Below are 26,201 nucleotides of genomic sequence, written 5' to 3'. Positions count from 1 at the left end.
ACAACTTGATGTAGTTTAAGAAAATGCGGAATTACAATGTTAGGGAAATTCTAATTCTAAAAAGCGTAATTCCTCGATACTAAAATTGAATTTGGCAATTTTTAGATTAATTCCATTATTCTTCCCCGGCAAGAAAAGCACCCGTTAGTGAAAATAATTATAATTTTACTGTCCAAATTTTATAGATGATTTGACCATTTATTTCTGTTTTTCCAGTACAGACACCGATTTGCAAATTGTTATAAACAGCCCATTTAGGATAAAGGGATGCTAAATATTTAATTACCCTTTCATCAGGTGTTGCATATCCTACATTATTTTTATCACTTAAATAGGCAACAAAATCTGGATATAATGCTTCTGTCCATTCTTTAACTTCAAACTCCGAATCAAAAATACGGTTATCCTCTTTATAGCTTCCATTTATCCATTTAACATTCTCCATTGAATCCACCTCATTTCCAAGTTTCTCCACAACTATTGCTATATTATTATGCTAACCTGCTTCGTTAGTAAAAAAACGTCCTCACTTGTTGGAGAAACACCTCCGTTCCATTTTCATTCCATAGAATACTTTACCTATAAAATCCTTAACAATGTATTGCCTTATTTTATATATGTAATTTTTTCCTCTTTCTACTAAGCTGCTCCGTTAGTTTAATAAGAAAAAAGAGCTGCTAATGCAACTCAATGTTCTTCAAGTAAAGCACCCCGTTACTTTAAGTGTAAAATATCACAATGTTATCGATTTACAAAGTTTAAGTGATTATGTTAAGTAATTAAGACTAATGCACTTAAAATGAAAGTTATCAATGATATTATTTGTAAAACATTATGTTGAAGGTCTGGAATAATATGATCTTTTATTGGAGGTAATAATTTAAGTGTATTTTTAAAATGAGTTTCATATAGAGTTTTTGGAAATTGCTTTAAATACTTCCCAGTAAGATAAGGCATCCACCAATTTAGAAGTTGCATAAATAAAAATACAAACCAAAAGACCACCGAAATAATCATTAGCCATTTTATCTGTGTAATAAACAATCCTATACAAAGAATGATAATAATTCCGTTTACAGTTGCCTCAATGATTTTTTCCTTTGTTGAGTATTTTGATAAATCATTCCACGGATAAAGATTAACAAGGGTTGTTACTTCAAAATAAAGAAACAACAGAATTTGGAACGCTATCGCAAAATTAAATAAATCCATTAACTCCCCTCCTTTTAATCCCATATTATTACTATATTAACAAGTATACACAGCGAACATTGGCTTTTCTAATGAATCTTTTCGAAAACAGAAGCAAAAATTGCTAATTCAACTAACCTGCCCCGTTAGTTCAATAAGAAAAAAGAGCTGCATATGCAACTCGATGATCTTTAATTAAAGCCCCACATTACTTTAAGTACAACATTTCACAATCTTACTCATTGATGTTAATCACATTTCTTTCAGAAAGGGGAATTATAGGTTAATTTGCGCCCCTGTGAGATACTGAGGGGCTATTCATGTAGTCGTGGATTCGCCACCCTGCAATGACGTTTTGTTTATGTAAATGGCTATTCAACAAACTGGAATTTGGCGAACACGTATTATGCTTATACTATTCGTCTGTTCTTTTTGTCGTATATCACAACGGTTACAATTGAAACAAAAACAATCACAGCATTTGCGGCAATGGTTCCCGCCCAAGTCATAGTCATGGTGCCGAAGATGGGGGATGCTGCATTGAACATGGTGTGGAATAATACGCACATAAACACACGGCCTTTCCCTGATATTTTGTAGATTGCCCCGTTGAAAAACCGAAACGCAATGAGTTGAACTGCAAACATCCAAAAGTTAATGAGTCCCTCTCCGTGATTCGTCCCTGGAATGAAGAAGAGAGGGATATGCCATAAAATCCAAATGATTCCAGCAAAAACAGAAGACAAAACAAAACCGTATTTTTTGTCAAGCTCAGGCTGCAGTATGTACATCCAGCCAGCTTCCTCCAAGCCACCGATAATAAGATTACCAAACAGGGAAAGGAAGAACGTATAAAATGGAAGCACCATTTCCGTGCGGCCTGAAACTGCAATATGTATCACAAAATACAATGAAAGTCCTACAACAACGAACAAATAGAGAGATATGCTATTTTTGGCATAAAAAACAGTTCTCAACCATTCCTTGAGACCTGCTATTTTGTTATTTTTCTTCAGAACGATATATGAAGCAATAGCTGGCGACAAAATATAGATTGCAAAAGGGATATTCATCCCGAATTGCTGTAACGAGTGAACCGAATTGTGAACCGAATATCCAAATTGCCCCAGGGCAATCAAAGCACCTGACACAAGATAGGCTATGCAAAATGTCAGCATTGTAAATTGTATTGTGATTTTTCTGTCTGTCATGATTTCTTCACCTCACGTTTTGAAGGTTTTGGTAAGCTATTTTCTGAATAATACGACGTAACTATATATAGATGAAAGATGATTAAGTTCTTTCATTGGAGTTGAATAGCAACAATCTTTTCGAAAACAGCCTACTAAAATAACGCACCCGTTAGTCGAAGTAGAATAAAGAGCTTATTCAATAATCGCGCCCGATTGTGGAAGATAATAAGCACATGTCTTCTTTAACAAACTTATCATTAGTTGAAGAAGATTCATTCTATCCCCTTAAATCCCCAATAGTTTTTTTTGGAAAATAATTATTTAATCCATATAATTAAATGTATGATTGGACTTTGTGATAATTCAATATCATGCGCCTTTCCTGTCTCGAGCTTTTCTCGATATAAGTAAATATGAGGAAGTTTATTACGAGTAGTACCACGAGTATTTTGGGTCAATTCCAATTAAGTAATTCAACCTAAAATTCTATTCTATATTTTTTTTAGCTGCGTAATCACCATAAAAGTAAGTGTCCCAAAAATCACCATATTTAGGAGTAGCAATTATTGTATATTCACCATTTCCATCGACTTCAAACAAAACTACACTATTATTTTCCCATCCCACAAAATGATCTGGATTTGAATCATCTACGCGCATATAGATACTGTATATTCCTTTTGTTAGTACTCTACTTTTTTGAAAGTCCTCAATTAGATCTTTGGCGTTTGGAATAGGATGTTCATTTTTATTCATGTCAAATTCAAATTGAAAATTCACCACACCTATTTTCGATGCATACCTACCATGCTCGCCATCATGATTTTTACTTCGGGGGTCACTTGGTATTAATGTAGGTAAAAGTTTAGTAGTATCTATCTTTTGGGTCTTTTTTAAATCATCAAGTAGCTCTTGAGAATTATTTATATCTACCTCAATGTTGTCGTAAGGAAATATATAAACAGGACCATTTTTTACTGCGACAAATTTATTAGGATATTTCACTAGCCCATATTTTTTTATGATCTGTTCAATTACTTGAACAACTTCTGGGTGTTGCTATGCACCCTTGAATTGTTCGAAATAGATATCGTCACTTTCACCTTTTACAATTTTAAACAAATACAACACTTTGATTACATAAATTACATTCTCCATCAAATAATATAATCGACATAATATATATTCCTCCCTTAATTAATATTTTAACATAAAATTCATGCAATATTACATATTTGTAAATATATAAAAAGATGGCGAATTCTGTGTATTTTTTCGATATTCCCAAAACTAATTAGGGATGTTTTTTACAAACGATTTGCAAAAAACAGATATAAATGGTTTGGAAAAAAAGAACAATGTATGATTCCTACTCCAGAGATTAAAAAGAGGTTCTTAGAATAATTAAAAGGGATTTTAACATTCTTATTTCGTTTAGGCGAAAAAGAAAAACAAACAGTAAGTGTCAATGGTAAGCGGACTGGGATGGTTCAGTGGTTTGTGCTGATCCATGAAAGGAGCATTAAGGAATTGACACGTGCAGCTGAATGGGTTTGGCGTTGCATATTCACTAATATTTATCGATATCTATCTTGAACTATTCTACTTGGTTAGTAAATAACATCTTCACTTGTTGGAGAAATGCCCCTGTTCTAATTTCTTTCCAAAGAATACTTGACCTATCAAATCTTAACAATGTATTGCATTTATTTGTATATGTAATTTTTTCCTCATTCATCTAAATTGTACCATTAGTACAAGAGTTAGTGTAATAAAGGTTATACTCTTATTCGCCAAAATCATCATAAGGATTAGCGTATAAATCTACATCAATTTCAGCTTCAATACTTGAAGCAAATTTTATGATGTCTTTATCCAGATATAAAGCAGGGGTATTTCCCTTTTCTATTTTAATTACAATAAAGAATTTACACTCCAAGGAATAAGCCTCTTTTATTTCGTTAATTATTGATGACTTATTTTGTAGCATACCTATAATTTGCTTTAGTTGGTCATTTACATCAAGCGAAAATTGGTAGCCTGTTCCTAAATCCCAACTTGTCTCTTTTCTAATAAAAATCGAACGGTTTTGAATTAAATCGCCTTTTTTATAGGTGTCAGTAGGTGTAATTTCTAACTTTTCTGTTACATCATCTATTGGAAAGTCATCTCCAAACAAGCTGAAATAAATCTTTACTTGGATCTTATTCAAGTGTAATTTCGCCTCCCATTAGCCTCATTTTAACAATTATAATATCCTTCCTTATTCAACTAAACTGCTCCGTTAGTTTAAGTACATTTCTTCACAATCTCCAAAGTGATATTATCTCCTAAATTTCCAATAAATAAATCTCACCTCTAAAAATCTATAGAGGTGAGATGTTTTTAATCAAACTTTATTACAAATTATCATTCTTTATTATAAAGGCTCTTTTCTAAAAGATTGTTGCTTCTGGTTTGTCTATCTTATACAACTAAAGCACTCCGTTAGTTGAATAACATAACTTCCAATTTGAATCAATAATCAATTGAATTGGCTATATGCTCATTTTGTGTATTCTAATGTTTTTTTAGGTATGATAAAATAATATTAAATAAAGTGCGATTGGTGTAAATTATAAATTTAGGGAATTTAAGGAATTTAAGGAGTGTGATTCAAGTTTTAATCTCTTTATTCTTAGTGTTTACAATTTTGTTTATAATGGCTTTCTTTCTAACTTATAAACGCTCTTGGAGCTTAAATTTAATTATTTGGGGAGTTTTCTCTGTACTAATTTTTTCACCTATAATCAGCTTTTTTCTTATAATAATACCTCAGTATGTGACAGGAAACTCTTGGGCAGGGTTAATTGGTATGTATGCTTTTCCACTTCTAGAAGTAATTTCACTTCTTATGTTTATAATTGGATGTATAGGTTATATAATAAAGAAAAAAACAATTGAGAAATCGGAAGACAGCGTCGGTTAAAAAAAGATAGTAAAGCAGAAATGTTGTTTAAACTAACATTCCTGCTTTTTTTTGTATTAAAATATCGCAGAATTTAATTGATTTCGCTTGATACAATTTATCTTTATACATATACGTAATTTGAATATCCCCTATACTCCGACTTCCTCACTTTTGTTTAGCTATTTACAAAATCCTTAACCATAAATATCCCTGTTAGCATTTTCCTTACGCAGTTTTAAATCAATATTTCTGGAACATAATAAGTTGTGTTGAAATAAAAATTTAAAATATTAAGATTTCAAATCTTTAGCAAATTTTTTCAACCTTACTGAGAATGAATATTTCCAAAATGCGGGAATAAAAGTATGATAGAAATTGCTGAAATTCAGGGCATAATGGCTATTTCGTTTTATAAGGTCCTAATGATTTTCATCTAAATTAGTTAAATTAATTATTAAATTGAGTTAGCTATTAGAACAAATGTTTCAGGTGTTACTTTGTTGGTAACTTTATTATAAATTCCAAGCATATACTGCAAATTATTTTTTTCAAAGACAAAAAAGTTAAATAGTTGATGCTCAAAATAAATGGCTTTTGCACCATCTTGAAGTGTATACTCTTTTCCATTTAAGTTCAGTTTATCTGTGAAGTCCAATTTGTTTTTTAAAGGACGAATATCAATTTTATAAATATTATTACTTAAATCTTTATTAACAAACCTAATTTCCAGGGAATCATTCACATTATAGTTCTTATCTTCAAAGAATCTTCCATATTGATGTGTGAAAGAAATAGTAGGCAACGTTTCGGGTAGTTTTACATCACATTTACAATGATTTTCAAATTCCTTAACAGCAGCTTTTACAGATTTATATCCAGCTTCAGTGTACTTTTCCTCAAAAGAAGGAGGAGTGTCACTCGAATTTGCATTTACTATTTCAAAACACCACACACAAATTAATAGACTAAATAAAACCATTAGAAGAGGGATACGTTTATCCAATTTCATCACCCTAATTTTTTATTTAGGTATAGTATGTCTTGTTTATTTACAATAATTCCTTCTTCAACTATCCTGCCCCGTTAGTTGAAGAACAACAATCTTTAAGAAAAGAGCTATTATAAATGATCAAACTTTTTTATAAAGCTACAATAATATCTGGTTAAAAGGAGGGCTAAGCTTGTCTGTTAAATCATTATTAGGTGTAGCGGAATCAACCCAATCATTTAGGTTTAAATTAATGGTGGTAATTCCTTCAAAAATATGAAATTCGAATCAATTGCAAAAAAAATAGTGAAAAGTAAATTGTAATATAATAATATTAATATTGGTCATTTTAACAATAGTTCTATTTCCTCACCACTTTTTGGATGTATAGAGAATGGAACCAAAGGGATTTTCTGTTTGGTCAATTGATTAAAATACATATTAAACTACTGAATTATAAAACTAAGGATTGGTTTTATATCAGTCCTTAGTTTTTATAATAAAAAAATAACTAAGGAGAGTTTATCTTGAAAAACAAAATGAAAAAGGTTTTGGCATCCGTTTTAGCAGCTGGGCTCATGTTATCCAGTTTCTCTTTCACAAAAGCTGAAGCAGCCATTCCAGAAGTACCTAATCCAAACAAAACAGTTATGCTAGTTCCTTTGGATGACAGACCTATGAACACTGATACTGTTAAAAAGGCGGCGGCGGCTGCCGGTATTAAGTTGATCATGCCACCTAAAAACATTATTGCTACTAGTTTACAAGAAAATTCTACAGGAACTGGGTCACATGGCGGTGATGCTTCTGCAGTTATTCAATGGATTAAAGATAATGAGCATTTAGCAGATGGATTTATCCTTTCAGCTGATATGATTCATTCTGGCGGTTTAGTTGAATCCCGAAGCTTTTCACCAACATACTCAACTGCCCAAGGAAGTTCTAATTTAGATATCATTGATCAAATTGATAATGCATACCCTAACAAACCTATTTATGTTTTTGATTCTGTTATGCGTTTAGCTTCAACTGTAGAATATGAAGGTCTGATACAGAAAGATTATGATAATTTACGAGCGTTTGGACAGGTACCTCGTGTTATTAATTCTTCAAGCCATGCCAACGTTAAAGCTAACTATGATGTTGCTCCTTCTGCAACAGATAATACTAAGCCAGATGGAAAAATTCAATTTTCTACTTCTTTGGTTTCTGAAGCAACAAGAGCTAAATATTATGCAACAAGAGCTAGAAAGTTTGATCTAAACAAAGTGATTGTTGACAAAACAGCTGCCGGGAAAATTGATTATGTTGTTTTCGGTGTTGATGATTCAAGCACAAAAAACACAGTTCAAACGAATGAGATTAACTGGCTTACATGGCAACAAAATAACGTTCTTATCAATAAATCTAAAATTGCATCTGATATTGACGGTATTTCTTTAAACTTATTAGCTCGTATGACGAAAGAACTTTACAATCAGCCTTCTTTAAAATACTATGTTGAGTATTTTGGAACAGACGGAAAAACAACTGATTTTTATGATGAATATGCTTTTGAAAGTGTACATGCTACTTTAAAGAAACAAATTGAAATTGGTGGCGGTACTTATGTAACTGATAAAAATTCAGCTGATGTAAGTATCCTAGCTTTAAGTCCAGCATCAATTTATCGTGGAGCGTTAGTTTCTGCTTTTGAAAGCAACATGGTAAACAGTATACCGACAGTTATTTTGGATTTCTATGATATAAAGCATCGTCCTGATAGTTATATCATTAGCAACATTTTAGCAGGAACAAATGCCTCTCGTATGCTTGCCTATTCTGCTTGGAATACCTTTGGAAATCGTATGGGAATTGCTTTAGGTACTGCAGGCTCTAGAATGAATTTTATGAAATATGAAACAAATTCAACTAAACTAAGGGATGCATCTAAGGCTTTTGCTTCATTGTCGATTGACCGTATCGCAGAAGATTATGGTTATAAAGCGAATAGACAAGAAAATGTAAAAAATGAAATTACGAAGTATAACGGTAACACTCAGAACATGAAAAATGGCATGACGGCTTCGGAAATAAAAGCTATTGATAATTACACGTTAACTCAAATGCAAGCTGCACAAGACGAAGTTGTAAAATCTTTTTCTGGCAGACGTGTTATTGAAAAAATTAATGGTCCAAGAAGTTTAGGTCTAGTATTCTTTAATTCTGCACCTACATTAACTGATTCAGATGTTAGTCTTCCTTGGAACCGCTACTTTGAAGTACAAATTGACACTGGAGCATCTAACTTATACGATTAAATCTTCCACCTTTTAGGCTTATTTTCTTAGAAGGTAGACTAAAGAGCACCGCTTCCTTTTAGGTTGGGGTGCTCTTGTTTAATCAAAAGAAAAACACTCAAAGCAAAAACATACAATAGGATTCGTAATATGTAGGGCATATCTAACTTTTTAATTACCTTTTATATGTCGCTGTTCCGCTCCACTTACTTTTCCTTCACATCTACCGCACCTAAAAATTTTTTATTAATAATCACATAAATACCGAATTCTAATAAATCGCTAATAATCCAATCCTCCCATTTCCATCTATACACGACAAGTCAAAAAAAAGAGCAGCATTTGCTACTCTCACTAGTTCCCATACGTTTTAACATTTCCCTTCGTACAATTGAACATATAAAATAACTCCAACTAGACCACTATAGTGATAACAAAATTGCTTAACTGGATGATGAATTATCAAGAACTCCAATAACGATTTCTTATTTCTCGCTCTATTTCAGTTAAAGTCTTCCCTACTGTAGTTTCAATAAAGTTTACTAGGTCCCTATCGGAAACAGTTTCATTTAATTTACGTACATTCTCATCATTTAATCCTATTCTATTATATTTTTCATAACAATCTATAAGAATATTTTCGCAGTTCACACGCTTAAAATTAAAAGGTATAGGTTCGAACATAGATTTCGATTTCACCAATGTATCTTTATCATTAATAATCGTTGTTACTTGAGCTGGGATACGTTCTATATTAAATCTTTTAGCTATGCATACTCTGTGTTTTCCTTCATTCAAACTATATGTACCATCTTCTAAAGTTACACTAATATCATCATCATAATAACTATTATCAACTTCAAATTTTGCTTCATACTTTCCTTCTGTCATTTTTTTTATAATTGTTCCGCAATGCTCAGAATTAATGCATACCTCTAATAATCCTTCATTACAGCTTGATATCTCAAACATTCTTTCATTGCCCAATATATTATATACCTCACCATTTCTATCCAATAACTGTAATTCGGAGAAAATTCCCCATATATCACATCTACTTTGACCTCCTCCTAAAGAACCTGGATAAGGTAGTTCTTTGGGATCTATGTATAGGCTTTCTATAATATATTCTGCTTCATCATAATGTTTATCTTCATTCTCTAACTCACCTTTAACGATTTCAAAATTATCTCTGATATTCCTAACTTCTATACTAATATCGAATTTCTGCCAAAAAGGACTTTTTAATAGCCCGCTTTTACTTTTTCTATAATAAATTGAAGGCAATACCTCAATTTCATCACCTATTTCCCCGTTATACAACCTCTCAATTTGTTGCATATAATAACCATCTAATTGAATTAAACTAAAAGACTTATCCTGAAATAAAACGTTATATGAGTATAAATCCCCCTCTTTAGTTTTTCTGAATAAATAAAAATTATCTTTTCTTTTCATCAAATACCTCCTTAATAAGCATAATCCTATGTTTAATATCTGCACCAAGCCTCGATCTTTCTTCTCATTGTAACGATAAATAATAAAAGATGGCATGAAAACCCAATTTCATTCCATCTTTTAATAATAACTATTATGTTTTAAACTTTTTTTGTCACTGCCCCATACTCCTTTTTGTGACCATAATTTGAATCCAAATGAATAACCAGGTTCCTCTCTCAATAAAGAAGTTCCAATTTATTTGTGCTTATAGTTTTTATTCTTTTGAAGGAAATAAATCAGGTACCTTATAAATTGATACTATGCCCTTGCTGTAATTCAAGATTCGAACAGCCTCTAAAAACCGGAATACCGTACGGACACGACTTGCTGCTAATTTGGTTTCTTCGCTTATTTCATTTATGTGAACAGGGATTGTCATAGATCGGTCTAACCGCTCCGAAATAAATTCCAGTAAGACGGTAGCATGCTCTATTAATAATTTTTTCTTGGAAGATGTGTACGGTAGATTAAGACATATTATTTTTAAGGCATTTACACGTCTTAAATAAAAATCTCCTTTCCTTGAAGGTGATAGTAAATTATTTGAACTACGGCATTGTAATACCCATTCATGCAACTCCCGCTGCAATACCTGGTGTGTCATAAAATAAAACAATCCTTTCCTCTGTCAAAAAATAGTTGACCACATGGCTAAGATACGCCACAATACTAAAAATGTGCCCATAAAAGCGATTGCACGAAAAAAACATGATCTTATAACAGATACAATTTTCCATGCTATACAAAGTGCGAAAACTAAAAATATTATTGGAACAACATCGGCTAGATTATTCAGATACTACCCCTCCCTCTCCTAAATCGTTCAAATTATTAATAACTGTGTAATTTTTATGGTTTACCAATGTTATTGGAGATTCAAGTCGAAGTCTAGCTGCATCTGAATCACTAATTGAAACTAATACGGTGTTTACACGATACATTTCAACCGCACCTTGTATGATCAAGCCGTTTCTCTTGAATTGTATTGAATCCCCGTATGATGCATGATTTCTTTTTAACTTTTTAGGGAAACATTTAACTTGCTGCATATCCCATGAATTTGGAAGATTTACCATGTTTATTCCTCCCATTTGACTACAAAAAAACCCCTTCATTCACACGAAAAAGACTGCATGTTTTTAGCAGTTTTTTCATGTGAATGAAGGGGTGTTCCGCATTGAAGTGCTGGCAAGATATTGTTTTAATTTTGCTTGTTATTAAAAAATCTTGAATGATTTTTTGACCCATTATACTCTCGGTCTTATTCTGTTTGTTAGCCATTTCTGATAATTGTTCATGGTATTTTTTAGGAAGGACAACTACCACACGTTTATCAAAGCAAATTACCTGTAACATATCATCTATAAGTTTAATTTCACCGTTATGTGTAAAATCATTTAGTTCTAAGAGTCTTTGAGTATGCTCTGATTCAGTTGATACCTTCCAGTTATTCATTTTTATTCGTCCATTGATACTTTCATCAGTTAATATTAACTGAGCATTTTCAATACCAAATACATTATAGATAGCATCTACATATAGATAAGCGTTTTTTCATTCTTTGGTATCGAAAAGTTTACATACATTGTGGATCGAACAGTTGGCTTATGTATGTCGTATAATGGTTTAGAATTGTTTAGGTTCTCAAATGGTAAAAATCCAAGCCCTTCTTGTCCGTCGGCGAGGGGCTTGTTATTTGCATTATATAAAATAAATAACCAAAATGAATTCTAAAAATCGGTATATGTACAATGCACCTCAAAAAATAAATTTCTAGAATATTCAAAAAATAGTCTTTTTTTAAGACCTGAACTATAGTAAACTTTAATTATGCGATGTCATTGTCTACCAAAGGAGGAAAATATGTTTAAAAAAACAACATTTTCATTACTTGCGTTTCTTTTATTACTAAGCCCTGTATCAAACGCTTTAGCTAACAGCTCGAAAAGCCAAACGATTACTGACAAAGAGGCTTTTGAAGCAACATTAGATAAGGAATATAAACAATCGGTAGATATTAAAGGTGAAACTTACGACCTTTACCAGTATAAACAAACTGATGGATCTATTAAAATTGAAGCACACAGTCCTAATGGTGGTGTAGAAATCTTTAGATTCGAGGAAAATGTATTATATGATGAAAAAGGTGAAGTTTTAGCTACTAATAAGGAGGAGAAGGTTCCTCTTGACGCTGAATTAAAGTCATTGAATGAGTCTTCTACTAATTCTGATATTGTGGTATATGCATATGATAACACCGAAAAATCTCCGTATCCTAGTGCAGATTATAATAAATATATTGACACTTACTACGGCAATTTGCAGTTGGAAAAAAATATTAAAAACTTTACAGCTGGTGCACTAGCTGTAATCGTCGGAATAGTAGCGCCAGCAGTAGGAGTCGTTATCTCTTCTATTCTAATTGCTAATGCTTGGGAAAATAACATTGATGCATGGGCGATTTTCTATAAGAAGGTGGAATGGCATCATAAAGGTCTAGGAAGCCTTGCTAAACAATTTTATGTTACCATGTATTGGGACCCTAAATATACTAGCCAAGCCAGTCCAACAAAAGTATATTATAGTATTTATTACTAACCATTAATTGATAAAATAGTAGACAATGACTATTGCTCACTTAATTAAGGAAATGAGTGAAAAAATGAGTCAAAACAAACTAAGCATTTACCATTCTCTTATTTCCGTAGGTATCCTGTTTTTTACAATATCATTAATACAACAATCAACTGAGCATCATTTATTATACACTGTATTGTTTTTGATTGTAAAAAGTCTGGTGGATATTGTATTTCATAAGTTAGGTTATACATTTAGAGGCTTTGGTATAAGAAAAATGTTGATTTTAAATTTAATACTCTTATTGTTGTTTGTTATCTGGAGTGCTTTTAGAGTTTATTAAGAGCGAGTCCAATATTAGATTAATTGATTTTTCTTCATTTCTTTTAACATCTAAATAAATATTAAAATAATTCGATGACTTATAATCGAATCAGTTACTAGTCCTTCCCCTAAAATATTTGCTTAATACTAATAGGGTTATCTCTCGATTGATTTTGGAACGAGTACTCTGTGATTAATTCATAATCCCCCTTCCTACCCGACATTCCTTCACATTTAGTTCAATAATAAATAAAGCCCATCTCGCTTGAGTAGGGGCTTAATTTTTTTATTTCAATTTTGGTTCATACCAACGTCCTCCAATCGCCATTCCATTTCCACTTCTTGTATAGTTGAATTTTGCCTCATTATTTCCTTCGAGATGATATGGTACTTCCCAAAATACAGTTATCTCAATTATATTATTGTTCATACTTTTTATAAAAATCTCATACTTAGTTAGAAAGGTTAACACCATTTTGTGTAGCTTTGAAATAAAGTTTGATTAAATTAACTCTATAGACCTTGATAAAATGGTAAATAGAAAAAGTGTGTTTTGAAAAAAAGATTGTTCAAAACACGCTTTAACTATATTCAATTAAACCATTTGTTTATAAATAAGTTTGATCATTTCTTGCTCCTTGTGCCATTATAGCGCCCGATTGTGAAATTGGTAAAAGCAGTCTAATTATCGAATAGTCCTCTTCCTCTCAGATTTGCGGAAACAGGCTCCTTTCCTATTTCACGTGCCCATATAGATAACTGGCCGATATGGTGGATTTCGTGGACAATGACATGACGTATGATCTCTCCATGTGTACATTCAATGACTCGGCGCCTGATTGGTATGTCTCTAGAGCTAATTGGTTCTTTATTGAAATCAGTTTCTGAAAGTTTCCGAGAATCCATTTCATTTGTCCAAGATGTCACAAATGGCTTCACTTTCTCCTGGTATTGAGCTGAAAGATTTTTCACTTTTTGTAAGTTAAAGGATCATTGACCAAACGTTTGATTAAATCCTTGATCGTTGGAATCCGTTCGACAATACGAATAATGAGTGACTGTATCATTGCACCGTAATTTAATTCACGTGGAGCACCGCGTAACGTCTTTTTTGAAAACAGCTGAAAAATCGGCTGTACGTCGAAAGTGGCAAAAATCTCATCAAAACGACGTGAACTTTTCATTTCCAATAATTCTTGGATGTCAAATAGGCTCATTTGTTTTACAATAGTCATAGGGCATTCACCTCATTCAGTATGTTAGTTTCGTCGCTACCATTATACCGAATTGGGGAGGTGCCCGTTTTTTATTATTTCGGAACCCTTGATACTAAAGGGATTATATTTATGAAATTAACTCAACTAAGTATTAGATTTTTATGACGAATTGTAATATTAAGTGCAACACCAAGACAAAATAGAAAACGCCCATAACGATTCCGTGTAAAATGTAAGTTACCACACTAAACATCATACGGAGGAATCGTTATGAGCTATAAACATCTTACCATATCTGAACGTTCAAAAATAGAAACACTTCTTGCTTTAGGTTTCTCGATTCGTGCGATTGCCAAACAAATTAAGCGAAGTCCATCCACTGTGTCTCGCGAATTAAAACGTCATTTTAATTGCTCAGTAGAAGTTGCACAAAAGCGCTATAAAGCTAATAAATCGAACTGTGGTGCCAAGTCAAAATGTACACCTGAGTTAAAAGACGCTGTTCAAGAAAAGTTGCGGGCTACTTGGTCACCTGAACAGATTGTCGGACGATTATTTCAAGGTAAGCTCAGCTTTAAAACCATTTACCGCTGGATTTATGAAGGGTTACTTTAAGTCCCTCTCACGACGTTACGCCAAAAAGGAAAACGTCAAAAACCAATGGAAACCCGTGGTCGATTTAATGTCGGTACCCCGATTTCAAAGCGCCCAAAAGAAGTCCGTAAACGTGAAAAATTTGGTCACTGGGAGCTCGATACCGTAGTTTCTAGCCGTGGTAAAAGTAAAGGGTGTTTTGCAACATTTATCGAGCGGATGACCCGTTGGTACGTAGCCATTCCAATGCCAGACCGCTCTGCTCAGTCGATGGAAGAAGCAATAAAAGCACTAGTCCATGCTCTACCAAAAGACAGTTTTCAAACGGCAACGACTGATCGAGGCAAAGAATTTAGTTGTTATACAAACTTAGAAAAAGACTTGAATATCCAAGTTTATTTCGCAGATCCTTACTCTTCTTGGCAGCGGGGCAGTAATGAAAATGCGAATGGTTTACTACGTGAATTTTTCCCTAAGCGAACAGACCTAGCTAGGGTAAGCAAAGATGAATTAAAAAAGGCGTTATATTTAATTAATAATCGCCCAAGAAAATGCTTGGGTTGGAAATCTGCACACGAAGCGTTCATGGAGCAAGTGTTGCACTTAATTTGACAAAGTAACATCATTAAAAAGAATGGAGATAAGTTAGTTCCTCTTCCTAAGTCTCCAATTCTACACTTCTCCTCTTTTACGAGCCGCCATTTCATCTTTCATTTCTTCTTTTAATCCTTCAATTGACTTTTGACGTCGCTTATTTTTTTCTTTAATCATTTCACTTTGCATAGGGTCTGCAAACTCCAAACTAATTTCCGCTTCATGAAGTTTTTCTTCAGTGTTTTTAACGATATCACGGATTCGTTCAACGTTATCGGATCTGTCATCTGGTTTTGAGTGTCTTGAATTAGCCATGGTAACCTCCTAAAATTTTGACATAAATTTAGGTTGGCTAATTTAGTTGTTCCTATGTGTACTAATTTTTACTAAGAAGAATGTACGTACTATTATCGGTACAATTAAAATTAAGCTACCCCTAGCTATTTTCTATAGCTTTGGGATTGCCTTTTAGTTAGTCGAATCTCGTTGCTGATCACTCAAATAGCATAAGATTTCCTTGCATGCAACTACACACATTTGTTTAAACGGCTATGAATGAGCTCCTCTACCTGTGCTTTTATGGCTTGATTGGCATAATGCAACACTTCATCTTCACCTGCTGTTTTGATGATTACATCGCTGAAATATTCATCAATTTTGACCCATTTTACAACGGCAATATTTTTCTTAGCTAGGACTCGCCTTTTATTGTAGAAATCATGTCTTATATCTTTTAATAAATCTTCTACAATGTGGATGTAGATTTTAGACATTTTTAACTTTTCGAGCGATGAGTAGTCTTGTTGTAATGACCTGATGGCCATATCTAATTTAATAAACTCATATAAAACACTACGATCCTCACCATTAATCATCAACGTCCACCATCTTCGCGTCTTGGATTGTATTAAATGCAATACGTTTGATAGCTACATCCGTCTCTAGTAACAATTCCTTTTTGACTGTATCAGTTCCTGTAACTAGCCCTGTCTCGTCTTGCAAATGATTGTTGTTCCACAGCGTTAACGTAATCCATTTTTGCATTTTAAAAGCACGTTGTATCGTCTGTTCTATTTCCTCTAACTCCCACTCGGTTAATTCTCTCTTCTTATCGTAAAACTGCTCTTGCTTCCACCCTCTAATGAGGCCAAGATGCTCAGGAAGCATCATCGCCGTCCACTTCATTGATCCACGGTCACGTATCATCTAAACACTCCTCGAATTCTTAATCGTTCCCCTATTTCGTCTTATCTCATTCCTCCTTACGCTAAGTGCCCGCCTACTAAGCGATTACGTGTAATAGCTGTGCCAGCCTTTGTATAAGAAGCCGCCCTTAACAAGGCTACAGCTCCATATTTTCTTCGAATGGTATCCATAACATGGCCAATTACTTGTCGTTGCTCCTTGCGCTCATCAAATAAATCCAATTGGATGCTGCACTCTGGCTCTAGATTCGTTATTCTAACTGACAATTGACGTGCTGGCTCACCCGCAAAATACTCATCCAGTAATTCCAGACAAGTTTTATACATAACTAACGTTTCACTTGTTGGTACTGCAATCGTTCTAGAGCGGTGAAATCCTTTTGTCATAGCATTTCGACTATAGGAAAGTCCTAAGCTGATTGTACGGCCAACATACCCTGCTTCACGCGCTCGCCTCATAACGTCCTCACACATTTCAAGTAGTACGACGGCAATTTCTTTTCGAGTGTGATAATCTCTCATTAGCATTTGCCCTTTACCGAAGCTTAACGCTGAATTCTTTACTAAAGGCTCTCCTAACGTGGAAAGATCAATTCCCCATGCATGGTAATATAATTGATTGCCCATAATACCAAAGCGCTTTTCTAATTCTTCTAAATCCGCATTAGCCAATCCACCGACTGTTTGTATGCCCATTGCCTTTAAGTTCGCTTCCATCTGTTTGCCAATACCCCACATTTCCGACAGAGGTCGTACCGGCCAAAGTTTTTTAGGAATATCTTCATACGTCCATTTAGCAAATCCTGTTTTTTTTGCATCTAAATCTAACGCTAATTTAGCTATTAGCATGTTTGGTCCCATACCGATTGCAGAGGGAATACGAAATTGTTCATAAATTGCCTGTTGAATCATTTTTGCCGCTTGCTCAGGCGAGCCCCAAAGTTGTTCTGTACCAGTTAAATCCACAAAGCTTTCATCGACACTATAGACATGAATCGCCTCAGCAGGTACATACTGAGCTATAAGGCGAGTGATAGCCATTGACATGTCAAGAAAAAATGACATTTTAGGTTCAAAAAGCTTAATATCTGGATGCTTAGGTATCTCATAACGTCTATTCCCCGTTTTGATTTTAAATTTTTCCTTCATCACTGGCGAGGCTGCGAGCACGATACTACCCGGTTGCTCAAAATTGCCAATAACTGCAATAGGTTCTTTTAAGACATCTAAACCTTCTAGCATTGCAATACAGCTTGCGTAAAAGCATTTCATGTCAATACAAAAAATGTCCTTGTGTGGCAGATTATCGTAATTCATATCACCTCACGCTTCCGATGTGTAACGGGCAATATGGCTAGAACATTGTTAATAATAAACGTACGCTTTGCCTGCCTCGTAAAGCAAAATGCTGTAAAAGAATCACCAACAATCTTTATGATTTTCACATGCCTTTTCGTAATGACACCAGACTTGGCTACATACATCATGCTAACTACTTGTTGACGTTGCATTACTTTTATTAACTGTTCTTTCATCCTAGTTGCTCCTTTTCACTAGCTCTGTTATATGCAATGAGCACAACAGAGCTGTTTCTCATCACAGAACAAGTGTTTGTATTTTCATTATACGCACGTATGTTCCTGATTAGAAGAGGTAATTTTATCTAATTTTTAGGAGGTCTTTAGAAGATAAATCAAATGGGCGTTCGTGTAAGCCTATAATAGCAGCAGATGTTTTTTGTGCGAAAGCGTAGTGCTAACGCAGCGGCAGCAACACGAAGTTGGTCATTCAGGCGTGTGTTGTTGTTGTTGCTGTCGCTTCGCTTTCGCACAGATAAAACCGTGTTGCTGTCGCTTTGCTTTCGCACAGATAAAACCGTGTTGCTGTCGCTTCGCTTTCGCACAGATAAAACCGTGTTGCTGTCGCTTCGCTTTCGCACAGATAAAACCGTGTTGCTGTCGCTTCGCTTTCGCACAGATAAAACCGTGTTGCTGTCGCTTCGCTTTCGCACAGATAAATTGCCACAGGACGTGGCGTTCTTAGAGTGAGTTCCCCTATTTCAGCGGATGTTTGGACATCCGCTGAAAAGTAACTTAAATCCGCATTCATCTCACCACCTATAGAGGTGGGAGACTTCTGTAACTGCCGTTTCACTTACGTTACATACAACATCTGTACCTGTCGCTACGCTCTCGGTACAAAAGACATTTGTAGCTGACGCTTTGCTTTCGCTACAGAAAATAATTGCTGAAAGAAGTTAAATTTTGATGTTAACTGATCGAGAAGAGCTTGGAAAACACAGCGCCTATTTCCGTCTTGAAAACGTTCTTTTCGTTTGACTTGGTAGCCGCGCTATTGGCAAGACCAACAAAGTGGAAGGCATTTGAGTTTTATTATGAAAAAATGATGGAGTAAATGAAAAAACTAGTCCCGGATTTCAAGACTAGTCTTTGGAGCAACTTATTTATTCTTCATTTGTTGCGATTATACGTATTTCTTCATACTATTTGTTGCATCAGTAATAATAATTACATTTCATTTTTTACCTTTATTTATTGCGATTACCTGTGGTTCCGTCGTACTATTTGATGCATCAGTAACAATAACTGCATTTCGTTCTTTGCCTTTATTAGTTGCGATTACCTGTGGTTCCGTCGTACTATTTGATGCATCAGTAACAATAACTGCATTTCGTTCTTTGCCTTTAGTTGTTGCGATTACCTGTGGTTCCGTCGTACTATTTGATGCATGAGTGACAATAACTGCATTTCGTTCTTTGCCTTTAGTTGTTGCGATTACCTGTGGTTCCGTCGTACTATTTGATGCATCAGTAACAATAACTGCATTTTGTTCTTTGCCTTCTTTCAGCGTTGGTGGCTCTTGGCCAGTTGCCGCAAAGACGGTCATCCCTCCAATGACTAATGTACATGCTAATGCTGTTCCTAAAACTGACTTTTTCTTTAAGGTCATAATGGACACTATCCTTTCTTCAATCCCGTTTTTACTAAAATGATTACAAAGCGGCGTAACCGTATAGGTTTCATCTGCCATATTGATGAGAGATAGTGCATATGCTGACTTTGCCTTATCTCCAAACTGTCTAATAACCCTTTCGTCACAAGATAATTCAATGTCTCTGTTTACTAAAAAATACATAAACCAAACTAATGGATTAAACCAATGCAAAGCTACCATAATCGTTAAAATTACTTTCCACAAAACGTCAAAACGTTTAATATGAATTAATTCATGCGTGAGAATAAACTGAATACTTGCAGCGTCTTCCCAATTTGTTGATTTCGGCAATAAGATTACTGGTTTAAAGATTCCATATGTTAACGGGGTTTTAATTCTATCTGATACTGCAATTTGAATCGTTCTTTTTAACTTATGATCGTTTAGCCATTGATCGAGATACTCATTATTCTTCACTGGGATGGCTGTTTGAAATTCTTTATAAAATCTAACATAGGCCACTATAAAGAATAGCAAAACCCCGATACCCCCACATGCCCAAAGGTACTGAACGAAATCACTTGTCATCACAAGTAAAAGCTGATGATAGAACGTGTTTGATGTTTGTGCAATTTCGATTGTATTGTGCATACTTTCCGAATCATTTGAGTGAGTGAGCGTAACAAATAAGTTTTTCAGCATAGGCTGTATGCTCAATTTTGAATAAAAAGAATAGGGGATGAGTAGTTTAAATGCAACGATTCCCCAAAGAATTAAAAATGTTTGCTTTGGCACTTTATTTCTTACTAACATCCTCATCAATAACACAATGATGAGGAGAAGAGATGCGTCTACACTCATATTGAGAATACTCATATCATAATTCCTCACTCAAGATCTTTAACAATTTGCTTTAATTTTTCGATCTCACTCGCGGACATTTTTTTCTTGTCTAGTAAGGATGCGAATAGTAAAGATTTAGAACCATTAAATATTTTATCAATCAATTCCGTCGTTTCTTGTTCTTGTATCTGTTCTTTTCTGATGATTGGATGACAGATAAAGTTAGGTTCAATTCTTTCAATGGCCTCTTTTTTTATACATTTTTTTATGACGGTATAGGTGGTATTTTTATTCCAACCTATTCGTTCGTTTAACATTTGTGAGAGCTGTTTAGCTGTCAAATCGCCTTCTTCCCATAAAATATTCATGACTTGTAATTCCGAATCAAACAATTTAACTTGCATACGCGCATGCTCCTTTTCTTAAGTGGACTATTGCAATAGTTTGCCACACATTGATACTACTATGGTAGTCTAGAATTGTCAAGACTATCGCAATAGTCTGTTGAAGAAAATCCATTTTTAGGGCCTAAATATACGGATATTGTATCTAACCCATTTAAAATTCAATAAAAGGGTCTTTAGAAGATAAATCAAATGGGCGTTCGTGTAGGCCTAAAAAAAGCTATGTACATATTCTGTGCTTAAGACAGGTATTGAAAATTAATTAGAAAGGATGTAATTATTAGCTCAAATATTGATTATACTTCACCATCAACTCAGTTCACTTTTGATGTAAATGACAGTACTCTTTTAAAAAAAGATGATCGGAATTTTATTAATATTCTAGGTATAGAACAATTAAATACGTTAGAAAATATATCCTTGCTTGATATTTTTCTAAGTAAGAATAATGTAATAGAGCCCCACTATCATCAAAATGCAGCAGAACTTGTTTATTGTATTTCTGGTGTTGCCATTGTTTCTATATTTAATCCCTTTACAAAAGAGACTCAAAACTATCCTATCAAGCCTGGCCAAGTTGCCAATGTACCGCAAGGATGGTGGCATTATGAAATAGCTACTGAAAATGACACGCATTTACTGGCTATTTTTGATGCTCCAACTCCTGAAGTTATTTTAGGTTCAGATATATTGAAATTTACACCTTCCAATGTTATGGCTCACACGTATTGTTTAGATGAAAATCAATGGAAGAAAACAATCGCGCCTATTGTACCATCAGCATATATCGGCCCACCTAAAGACTGTAACCGTGTAAAATCAACTTCTGAAAAGCAAAAAGATCAAAAGGAGCAAAAAGATCCTCATCATAAACATAAGAAAAAGCAAAGACCATCACAATTTATGAACCCATATCCGCCATATCACTATCCGTATATGTATCCTTACAGCCCCTATTATTAAATGACGGGCAATAGTCAAAATTTATTATTGGACAGTTCTACACCTTTCATTGCATAAAAATAAAGAAACAGGAAAATCTAATCTTAAAGTCATGCTTTGTTACTAAAAGAGGTGTAGAAAATGGAATTATTTCCAGTGATCCATACAAATTTTTGGGATGCTGTAATAGCCGTTCCAGCCGTGTTAATTATTACGCAGCTAATTAAGGTGTTTATGCATATTCAGCCTAAATATGTTCCCGCGATCGCCCTTGCTATTGGCTTGGTTATTTCTATCTTCATTAGCCATAAGCATAATCTTATTGCTGGAATATTTATGGGCTTTTTTTATGGCTACGCAGCTATTGGAAACTTCGCTGCATTAAAAACAACCATTAATAGCTTTAAAAGCAAGAAATTAAAGGAATAAATCTTTCAGCTTATCTACAAATAATGTGTAAAAATAAACAAAGGTTGATTTTGACTCCGTTCCTGCGGGGCTTTCAGCCCAAGTTCATCCCGCAGGAGTCGCCACTCTCCATAAAAAATCAACAGCTCTTCATCTTTAGTATGAGTAGACAAGCTGAAGCGAAATATTATTGTGATGAATTCATTTTTAAATGAATACTTTGAAGATTTATCGGAACAATTTCAGTTTTTATCAACTATGAGCGACTCATCGGACACCCCCAGGAAAACGCAATCAGAGACCCTTTTATTGTAAAAAATGATTAGAATTTCATTTATTAACACATCCTAATCTCATAATTAATGAACGAGAGTTAGGATGTGTAACTATGGAATTGGTAAATGGAAATCTAGCATCACTACGCTATAGGGGAATTTTTAAGATATGGACACAGATTGGCGTTAATAATGGCTATATAGCTTCAAATCATGCATTTTTTAAGCACGCCGTTGATAAAAAATTGAAGGCTATTATCGTGGATTTTGTGCAATGTTTAAAAGAGGAAAATAAACACCTAACAGCGTTATTAAAGGAAAATGGGGTACTTGCTCCTACTACATCAATCGACTACAGACAGTTGAAAATGGGCAATATCCGAGGAAAAAAAGCCATTAATGATACGGAAATCAGCGCCATTTTATCGATGAATATAGCTTCTTCACTTATTTCAGTAAGTCAGGCTTTTGAAAAATCCGTTAAGCAGAAGCATACTGCAAAATATGGAGAACTTCATATGAGATATGCCCTACTTGGCGCAAAGCTAATACAGCTCAGTAATGACAAAGGCTGGCTACTAGCTCCTGCTACAATGTAATGTAATGTTAAAAAGCTCTCGTTTCAATAAAACGAGAGCTTCAATGTTTTTTACTCATTATCGACTTCTCACGAACAATAGCTTGTACCATTGATTCACGATGAACGGTAGCACGGACAAGCTATAAATAAAGCCTAATTGTGCGGTACTTAATGTGGCAACTTCAAACACACCTGTAAGCATTGGAATAAACAATACTGCGTGTAAACTTAAAAAACCGATTAAGAATGCAAGCCAAGTATATTTATTCGAAAATAATCCAATGACGAAGATCGATTCTTTAGCTCTTGAGTTAAAGCCATGCACTAATCGCGACAAGCATAATGTTGTAAATGCCATAGTGCTTGCCGTTAAAGTATCTCCCGTGGACAATCCGATTTCAAAAGCAATAGTTGTAGAAATGGCAATTAGTAATCCTTCGAGCACCACTTGAGTAGTAAATGTTTTATTTAATAGTGGTGTATGAATATTTCGGGGCTTGTCCTTCATTGTTTTTTTATTGTTCGGCTCTAGACCAATTGCAATCGCCGGTAAACTGTCCGTTAGTAAGTTAATAAATAATAGATGCACAGGCGCAAAAGGGACTGGTAAACCTAATATTGTTGCATATAAAACAACAAAAATGGCACCTGCATTCCCAGATAATAAGAACAAAATAGCGTTTTTAATATTCGTATAGATACTCCTACCGTTTGCAATAGCCTTAACAATCGTTGAAAAATTATCATCGGTTAAAATCATAGAGGAGGCATCCTTTGCTACCTCTGTGCCGGTGATGCCCATCGCCACACCAATATCAGACTGTTTTAAGGCAGGGCCATCATTAACACCATCTCCTGTCATGGCGACGACATGCCCTTTTTCCTGCCACGCTTTAACGATACGAATTTTTTGAACCGGTGTTACTCGGGCATAAACAGAAAAATCTTTAACCTTTTCTTGAAGCTCCTGATCTGTTAGGCCTTCTATTTCATGCCCTTCAATCGCTTCAGAGGGATCATTTAAAATCCCGATTTGATTGGCAATAGCCGTTGCCGTAATTTTATGATCCCCTGTAATCATCACCGGTTTGATACCAGCTTTTATACATTTTTCAACCGCATCTTTAGATTCTTTTCTTGGAGGATCCATCATGGCGACTAAACCAACAAAGATTAGATCTTTTTCAGCCCTTACATCGATTGCTTGATTTCCCTTTACTTCTTTGTAGGCAACTGCTAGCACTCTTAAGCCATTCATAGAAAAATCACGATTGACCGCTTCGATTTTTTGGCGTTGTTGTTTTGTAATATTAACTATACCTTGTGAAGTTTCAATTTTTATAATTTTAGGAAGAAGGACATCTAGTGCTCCTTTTGTAATCATAATAGATTGCTGATTGATAGTATTTACAGTACTCATGAGCTTTCTATCTGAATCAAAAGGGATTTCGGCCACTCTTGGATAATGATCTCTTACCAGCAATTCGTCAAAACCATATTGCTTCCCTAATTTTACGAGTGCAATCTCAGTAGGATCACCGATTTCCTTACCGTCCCTTTCCACAGCATCACTACATAAAATTGCCTTTAACATAAGATTTTTCTCAACTGCATTTTCAGTGTATAGCTGATCATGTGGAATAACTTTTTCGTTCACATATACTTCTTGTACAACCATTTTATTTTCAGTTAATGTTCCTGTTTTATCTGAACAAATGACAGATATACTGCCAAGACTTTCAACAGCATATAGCTTTCGAATAATGGCATTTTGCTTTGCCATCTTTTGTGTCCCAAAAGCTAGCACAATGGTAACAATCGAACTTAATGCTTCTGGAATTGCTGCAACGGCAAGTGAAACAGCAAACATAAACGATTCTACAAGCGCACGTCCTCTAATAAGGTCAATCACGAAAATAGCTAAACAGATTAACGTAATCCCTAAAGCTAATTTTTCTCCGAAATGATCTAAACTTACTTGTAAAGGTGTTTTCTTCTCTTTCGCAGTATCTAGTAAATTGGCAATTTTGCCGATTTCAGTCTGCATTCCGATAGCTGTAACCATGACAATACCACGACCAGTTGTCACAAAACTTCCAGAGTAGACCATGTTCTTTTTATCACCAACGGTTACATTGCTTTCCTTGATAGGATCGATACTTTTCGCTACAGCGATTGATTCACCCGTTAGCGAACTTTCATTGATATGCAAATTATAACTTTCTAATAATCTCCCATCTGCATTTATATAATCGCCAGCCTCCAAATAAAGAATATCTCCAACGACTATATCTTCCGAAGAAATCTCTATGAGCTGATTATTGCGCATTACTTTGGCAATCGGAGAGGTTAAGGCTTTTAAGTTATCCAAAGACTGTTCTGCCTTGATATGCTGTACAGTGCCTAGGATAGCGTTTAATATAACGACAATCATAATTACAATCGTGCTTCCTACTTCACCTAATAGAAATGAAACGAAAGCAGCGATGATTAAAATAATGACTAATAAATCTTTAAACTGTCCAAAGAAAACGGCGAATGCACTTGTTTTTTTTCCTTCCTCTAATACATTATAGCCGTATACTTCTTGCCTCTTTTGAACGTCATAATCACTCAATCCTTGATCTGTCACGTTCAAATTTTTCATCACTTCAACTGATGATTGTTGATGATATTCTGACATTCGATTCCCCCTCCATTTGAAATTATTAAGTAACTCACAGCAGCCACCCTATTCCGAACTCCTTCTTACTGACTGAATTCAGGAGAAAATGCTGTTATTAGTTAATAAGTTAGATTCCCAACAGTAGACTCCTTTGAATTATCTATCTTAGGCAGAGAGAAACTTTTATATCCTAAAAATAGTATTGAATCATCAGACTCTCTATCTACTCGAGCCCCTAAAATACTTTAACTACAACAATCTATTCCTTGCCCTATTCCAGTATGATAATAATCGATATAGAAATTAAATATTTATTTGATAGGTGAACATATAAAATAGATTCTGTATTACATTTATGTAAATTTCATCAATTTTCGAACAGCAGTACTCGTACTACTGGCAAAGAACAAATACGCTAAAGCACTCGAGAGATTGAAGTGACCTCGAGGATATACAGCGCTTTAGCTTAGATAAAACTCTGCCCTTGATTATCCACAACTTAATATCCAGTAGGAGG

Annotated in this window: 25 protein-coding genes and 4 pseudogenes; 8 read left to right on the top strand and 21 right to left on the bottom strand. The window is 34.5% G+C overall.

Annotation, left to right across the window (positions count from 1 at the left end; all coding sequences use genetic code 11):
• Positions 1–157: 157 nt before the first annotated feature.
• The 4 genes and pseudogenes from ACIQLB_RS23920 to ACIQLB_RS23905 all read right to left on the bottom strand — a co-directional run.
• Complete coding sequence (locus tag ACIQLB_RS23920; RefSeq protein ID WP_400731201.1) at positions 158–445, bottom strand: hypothetical protein; 288 nt, start codon at positions 443–445, stop codon at positions 158–160.
• A 326-nt stretch (positions 446–771) separates the two neighbouring features.
• Complete coding sequence (locus ACIQLB_RS23915; RefSeq protein ID WP_400731200.1) at positions 772–1,212, bottom strand: hypothetical protein; 441 nt, start codon at positions 1,210–1,212, stop codon at positions 772–774.
• 389 nt (positions 1,213–1,601) lie between these two features.
• Positions 1,602–2,402: a CPBP family intramembrane glutamic endopeptidase gene (locus ACIQLB_RS23910; RefSeq protein ID WP_400731199.1), complete on the bottom strand. Its 801-nt coding sequence runs from the start codon at positions 2,400–2,402 to the stop codon at positions 1,602–1,604.
• Between the two features lie 468 nt (positions 2,403–2,870).
• Positions 2,871–3,500, bottom strand: a pseudogene (locus ACIQLB_RS23905) (hypothetical protein); the annotation flags it as partial.
• Positions 3,501–3,599: 99 nt separating this feature from the next.
• On the opposite strand from ACIQLB_RS23905, the gene ACIQLB_RS23900 reads away from it, so the two are divergent.
• Entirely contained in the window at positions 3,600–3,788 is a 189-nt protein-coding gene (locus tag ACIQLB_RS23900) for a thiol-disulfide oxidoreductase DCC family protein (RefSeq protein WP_400731203.1), read from the top strand.
• A gap of 382 nt (positions 3,789–4,170) precedes the next feature.
• Here ACIQLB_RS23900 and ACIQLB_RS23895 read toward each other — a convergent pair whose 3' ends face one another.
• Positions 4,171–4,596: a DUF4279 domain-containing protein gene (locus tag ACIQLB_RS23895; RefSeq protein WP_400731198.1), complete on the bottom strand. Its 426-nt coding sequence runs from the start codon at positions 4,594–4,596 to the stop codon at positions 4,171–4,173.
• A 438-nt stretch (positions 4,597–5,034) separates the two neighbouring features.
• Here ACIQLB_RS23895 and ACIQLB_RS23890 point away from each other — a divergent pair, with 438 nt between their 5' ends.
• Positions 5,035–5,352 carry a hypothetical protein gene (locus ACIQLB_RS23890; protein WP_400731197.1) on the top strand — a complete coding sequence of 106 codons (318 nt, stop codon included), beginning with the start codon at positions 5,035–5,037 and terminating at the stop codon, positions 5,350–5,352.
• A 436-nt stretch (positions 5,353–5,788) separates the two neighbouring features.
• On the opposite strand, the gene ACIQLB_RS23885 is transcribed toward ACIQLB_RS23890, so the two are convergent.
• Positions 5,789–6,343 carry a carbon monoxide dehydrogenase gene (locus ACIQLB_RS23885; RefSeq protein ID WP_400731196.1) on the bottom strand — a complete coding sequence of 185 codons (555 nt, stop codon included), beginning with the start codon at positions 6,341–6,343 and terminating at the stop codon, positions 5,789–5,791.
• Between the two features lie 506 nt (positions 6,344–6,849).
• Between ACIQLB_RS23885 and ACIQLB_RS23880 the strand changes: the two genes are divergently transcribed.
• Entirely contained in the window at positions 6,850–8,622 is a 1,773-nt protein-coding gene (locus tag ACIQLB_RS23880; protein ID WP_400731195.1) for a DUF4127 family protein, read from the top strand.
• A gap of 441 nt (positions 8,623–9,063) precedes the next feature.
• On the opposite strand, the gene ACIQLB_RS23875 is transcribed toward ACIQLB_RS23880, so the two are convergent.
• The 4 genes from ACIQLB_RS23875 to ACIQLB_RS23860 form a co-directional block, all read right to left on the bottom strand.
• Positions 9,064–10,059: a hypothetical protein gene (locus ACIQLB_RS23875; protein WP_400731194.1), complete on the bottom strand. Its 996-nt coding sequence runs from the start codon at positions 10,057–10,059 to the stop codon at positions 9,064–9,066.
• Positions 10,060–10,315: 256 nt separating this feature from the next.
• On the bottom strand, positions 10,316–10,705 hold the full coding sequence (locus tag ACIQLB_RS23870) for a hypothetical protein (RefSeq protein ID WP_400731193.1): 390 nt from the start codon (positions 10,703–10,705) through the stop codon (positions 10,316–10,318).
• Between the two features lie 184 nt (positions 10,706–10,889).
• Positions 10,890–11,177 carry a DUF2187 family protein gene (locus ACIQLB_RS23865; protein ID WP_400731192.1) on the bottom strand — a complete coding sequence of 96 codons (288 nt, stop codon included), beginning with the start codon at positions 11,175–11,177 and terminating at the stop codon, positions 10,890–10,892.
• Positions 11,178–11,196: 19 nt separating this feature from the next.
• The gene (locus tag ACIQLB_RS23860) at positions 11,197–11,556 is read right to left on the bottom strand and encodes a hypothetical protein (protein ID WP_400731191.1); all 360 of its coding nucleotides are present in this window, start codon (positions 11,554–11,556) and stop codon (positions 11,197–11,199) included.
• A gap of 408 nt (positions 11,557–11,964) precedes the next feature.
• On the opposite strand from ACIQLB_RS23860, the gene ACIQLB_RS23855 reads away from it, so the two are divergent.
• Positions 11,965–12,699, top strand: coding sequence for a hypothetical protein (locus ACIQLB_RS23855; RefSeq protein ID WP_400731190.1), 735 nt, complete (start codon positions 11,965–11,967; stop codon positions 12,697–12,699).
• Positions 12,700–13,683: 984 nt separating this feature from the next.
• On the opposite strand, the pseudogene ACIQLB_RS23850 reads toward ACIQLB_RS23855, so the two are convergent.
• Both ACIQLB_RS23850 and ACIQLB_RS23845 read right to left on the bottom strand, forming a co-directional pair.
• Positions 13,684–13,986, bottom strand: a pseudogene (locus tag ACIQLB_RS23850) (DinB family protein); the annotation flags it as partial.
• Between the two features lie 5 nt (positions 13,987–13,991).
• Positions 13,992–14,237 (bottom strand): annotated as a pseudogene (locus ACIQLB_RS23845) (IS5/IS1182 family transposase); the annotation flags it as partial.
• Between the two features lie 252 nt (positions 14,238–14,489).
• Here ACIQLB_RS23845 and ACIQLB_RS23840 point away from each other — a divergent pair.
• A pseudogene (locus ACIQLB_RS23840) lies at positions 14,490–15,425 on the top strand (IS30 family transposase).
• A 60-nt stretch (positions 15,426–15,485) separates the two neighbouring features.
• Here ACIQLB_RS23840 and tlp read toward each other — a convergent pair.
• The 8 genes from tlp to ACIQLB_RS23800 all read right to left on the bottom strand — a co-directional run bounded on the left by tlp (position 15,486) and on the right by ACIQLB_RS23800 (position 20,814).
• Entirely contained in the window at positions 15,486–15,722 is a 237-nt protein-coding gene (gene tlp, locus ACIQLB_RS23835) for a small acid-soluble spore protein Tlp (RefSeq protein WP_400731189.1), read from the bottom strand.
• A 212-nt stretch (positions 15,723–15,934) separates the two neighbouring features.
• The gene (locus ACIQLB_RS23830) at positions 15,935–16,282 is read right to left on the bottom strand and encodes a YhjD family protein (RefSeq protein WP_400731188.1); all 348 of its coding nucleotides are present in this window, start codon (positions 16,280–16,282) and stop codon (positions 15,935–15,937) included.
• Complete coding sequence (locus ACIQLB_RS23825) at positions 16,275–16,613, bottom strand: YolD-like family protein (RefSeq protein WP_400731187.1); 339 nt, start codon at positions 16,611–16,613, stop codon at positions 16,275–16,277. The genes ACIQLB_RS23830 and ACIQLB_RS23825 overlap by 8 nt, the downstream gene beginning before the upstream one ends.
• 56 nt (positions 16,614–16,669) lie before the next feature.
• The gene (locus ACIQLB_RS23820; protein ID WP_400731186.1) at positions 16,670–17,929 is read right to left on the bottom strand and encodes a Y-family DNA polymerase; all 1,260 of its coding nucleotides are present in this window, start codon (positions 17,927–17,929) and stop codon (positions 16,670–16,672) included.
• The gene (locus ACIQLB_RS23815; protein WP_400731185.1) at positions 17,926–18,147 is read right to left on the bottom strand and encodes a transcriptional regulator; all 222 of its coding nucleotides are present in this window, start codon (positions 18,145–18,147) and stop codon (positions 17,926–17,928) included. The genes ACIQLB_RS23820 and ACIQLB_RS23815 overlap by 4 nt, the downstream gene beginning before the upstream one ends.
• Positions 18,148–18,400: 253 nt before the next feature.
• Positions 18,401–18,721, bottom strand: coding sequence for a hypothetical protein (locus tag ACIQLB_RS23810; RefSeq protein ID WP_400731184.1), 321 nt, complete (start codon positions 18,719–18,721; stop codon positions 18,401–18,403).
• Between the two features lie 426 nt (positions 18,722–19,147).
• Positions 19,148–20,443, bottom strand: coding sequence for a M56 family metallopeptidase (locus tag ACIQLB_RS23805; protein WP_400731183.1), 1,296 nt, complete (start codon positions 20,441–20,443; stop codon positions 19,148–19,150).
• Between the two features lie 11 nt (positions 20,444–20,454).
• The gene (locus tag ACIQLB_RS23800) at positions 20,455–20,814 is read right to left on the bottom strand and encodes a BlaI/MecI/CopY family transcriptional regulator (protein WP_049664645.1); all 360 of its coding nucleotides are present in this window, start codon (positions 20,812–20,814) and stop codon (positions 20,455–20,457) included.
• 279 nt (positions 20,815–21,093) lie between these two features.
• Here ACIQLB_RS23800 and ACIQLB_RS23795 point away from each other — a divergent pair, with 279 nt between their 5' ends.
• The 3 genes from ACIQLB_RS23795 to ACIQLB_RS23785 all read left to right on the top strand — a co-directional run bounded on the left by ACIQLB_RS23795 (position 21,094) and on the right by ACIQLB_RS23785 (position 23,038).
• A complete protein-coding gene (locus ACIQLB_RS23795; protein WP_400731202.1) occupies positions 21,094–21,777 on the top strand; it encodes a cupin domain-containing protein in 684 nt (227 codons plus the stop codon).
• A 120-nt stretch (positions 21,778–21,897) separates the two neighbouring features.
• The gene (locus ACIQLB_RS23790) at positions 21,898–22,185 is read left to right on the top strand and encodes a hypothetical protein (RefSeq protein ID WP_400731182.1); all 288 of its coding nucleotides are present in this window, start codon (positions 21,898–21,900) and stop codon (positions 22,183–22,185) included.
• Positions 22,186–22,552: 367 nt separating this feature from the next.
• On the top strand, positions 22,553–23,038 hold the full coding sequence (locus ACIQLB_RS23785; RefSeq protein WP_400731181.1) for a DUF3231 family protein: 486 nt from the start codon (positions 22,553–22,555) through the stop codon (positions 23,036–23,038).
• A 57-nt stretch (positions 23,039–23,095) separates the two neighbouring features.
• Here ACIQLB_RS23785 and ACIQLB_RS23780 read toward each other — a convergent pair whose 3' ends face one another.
• Complete coding sequence (locus ACIQLB_RS23780) at positions 23,096–25,702, bottom strand: cation-translocating P-type ATPase (protein ID WP_400731180.1); 2,607 nt, start codon at positions 25,700–25,702, stop codon at positions 23,096–23,098.
• Positions 25,703–26,201 lie beyond the last annotated feature (499 nt).

The sequence above is a fragment of the Lysinibacillus sp. NPDC092081 genome (assembly GCF_044755845.1).
Classification (GTDB): domain Bacteria; phylum Bacillota; class Bacilli; order Bacillales_A; family Planococcaceae; genus Lysinibacillus.
Note: the sequence above shows the minus strand (reverse complement) of the source record. Positions and strands in the feature narration are given on the sequence as shown.

Coding starts and splice junctions, on each gene's coding strand:
- ACIQLB_RS23855 (WP_400731190.1), top strand. CDS start 11,965: ATGTTTAAAAAAACAACATTTTCATTACTTGCGTTTCTTTTATTACTA.
- ACIQLB_RS23885 (WP_400731196.1), bottom strand. CDS start 6,343: ATGAAATTGGATAAACGTATCCCTCTTCTAATGGTTTTATTTAGTCTA.
- ACIQLB_RS23830 (WP_400731188.1), bottom strand. CDS start 16,282: ATGATTAATGGTGAGGATCGTAGTGTTTTATATGAGTTTATTAAATTA.
- ACIQLB_RS23870 (WP_400731193.1), bottom strand. CDS start 10,705: ATGACACACCAGGTATTGCAGCGGGAGTTGCATGAATGGGTATTACAA.
- ACIQLB_RS23865 (WP_400731192.1), bottom strand. CDS start 11,177: ATGGTAAATCTTCCAAATTCATGGGATATGCAGCAAGTTAAATGTTTC.
- ACIQLB_RS23790 (WP_400731182.1), top strand. CDS start 21,898: ATGGAATTATTTCCAGTGATCCATACAAATTTTTGGGATGCTGTAATA.
- ACIQLB_RS23785 (WP_400731181.1), top strand. CDS start 22,553: ATGGAATTGGTAAATGGAAATCTAGCATCACTACGCTATAGGGGAATT.
- ACIQLB_RS23820 (WP_400731186.1), bottom strand. CDS start 17,929: ATGAATTACGATAATCTGCCACACAAGGACATTTTTTGTATTGACATG.
- ACIQLB_RS23780 (WP_400731180.1), bottom strand. CDS start 25,702: ATGTCAGAATATCATCAACAATCATCAGTTGAAGTGATGAAAAATTTG.
- ACIQLB_RS23800 (WP_049664645.1), bottom strand. CDS start 20,814: ATGCAAGTTAAATTGTTTGATTCGGAATTACAAGTCATGAATATTTTA.
- ACIQLB_RS23815 (WP_400731185.1), bottom strand. CDS start 18,147: ATGAAAGAACAGTTAATAAAAGTAATGCAACGTCAACAAGTAGTTAGC.
- tlp (WP_400731189.1), bottom strand. CDS start 15,722: ATGGCTAATTCAAGACACTCAAAACCAGATGACAGATCCGATAACGTT.
- ACIQLB_RS23825 (WP_400731187.1), bottom strand. CDS start 16,613: ATGATACGTGACCGTGGATCAATGAAGTGGACGGCGATGATGCTTCCT.
- ACIQLB_RS23875 (WP_400731194.1), bottom strand. CDS start 10,059: ATGAAAAGAAAAGATAATTTTTATTTATTCAGAAAAACTAAAGAGGGG.
- ACIQLB_RS23860 (WP_400731191.1), bottom strand. CDS start 11,556: ATGAATAACTGGAAGGTATCAACTGAATCAGAGCATACTCAAAGACTC.
- ACIQLB_RS23915 (WP_400731200.1), bottom strand. CDS start 1,212: ATGGATTTATTTAATTTTGCGATAGCGTTCCAAATTCTGTTGTTTCTT.
- ACIQLB_RS23910 (WP_400731199.1), bottom strand. CDS start 2,402: ATGACAGACAGAAAAATCACAATACAATTTACAATGCTGACATTTTGC.
- ACIQLB_RS23920 (WP_400731201.1), bottom strand. CDS start 445: ATGGAGAATGTTAAATGGATAAATGGAAGCTATAAAGAGGATAACCGT.
- ACIQLB_RS23805 (WP_400731183.1), bottom strand. CDS start 20,443: ATGAGTATTCTCAATATGAGTGTAGACGCATCTCTTCTCCTCATCATT.
- ACIQLB_RS23810 (WP_400731184.1), bottom strand. CDS start 18,721: ATGAATGCGGATTTAAGTTACTTTTCAGCGGATGTCCAAACATCCGCT.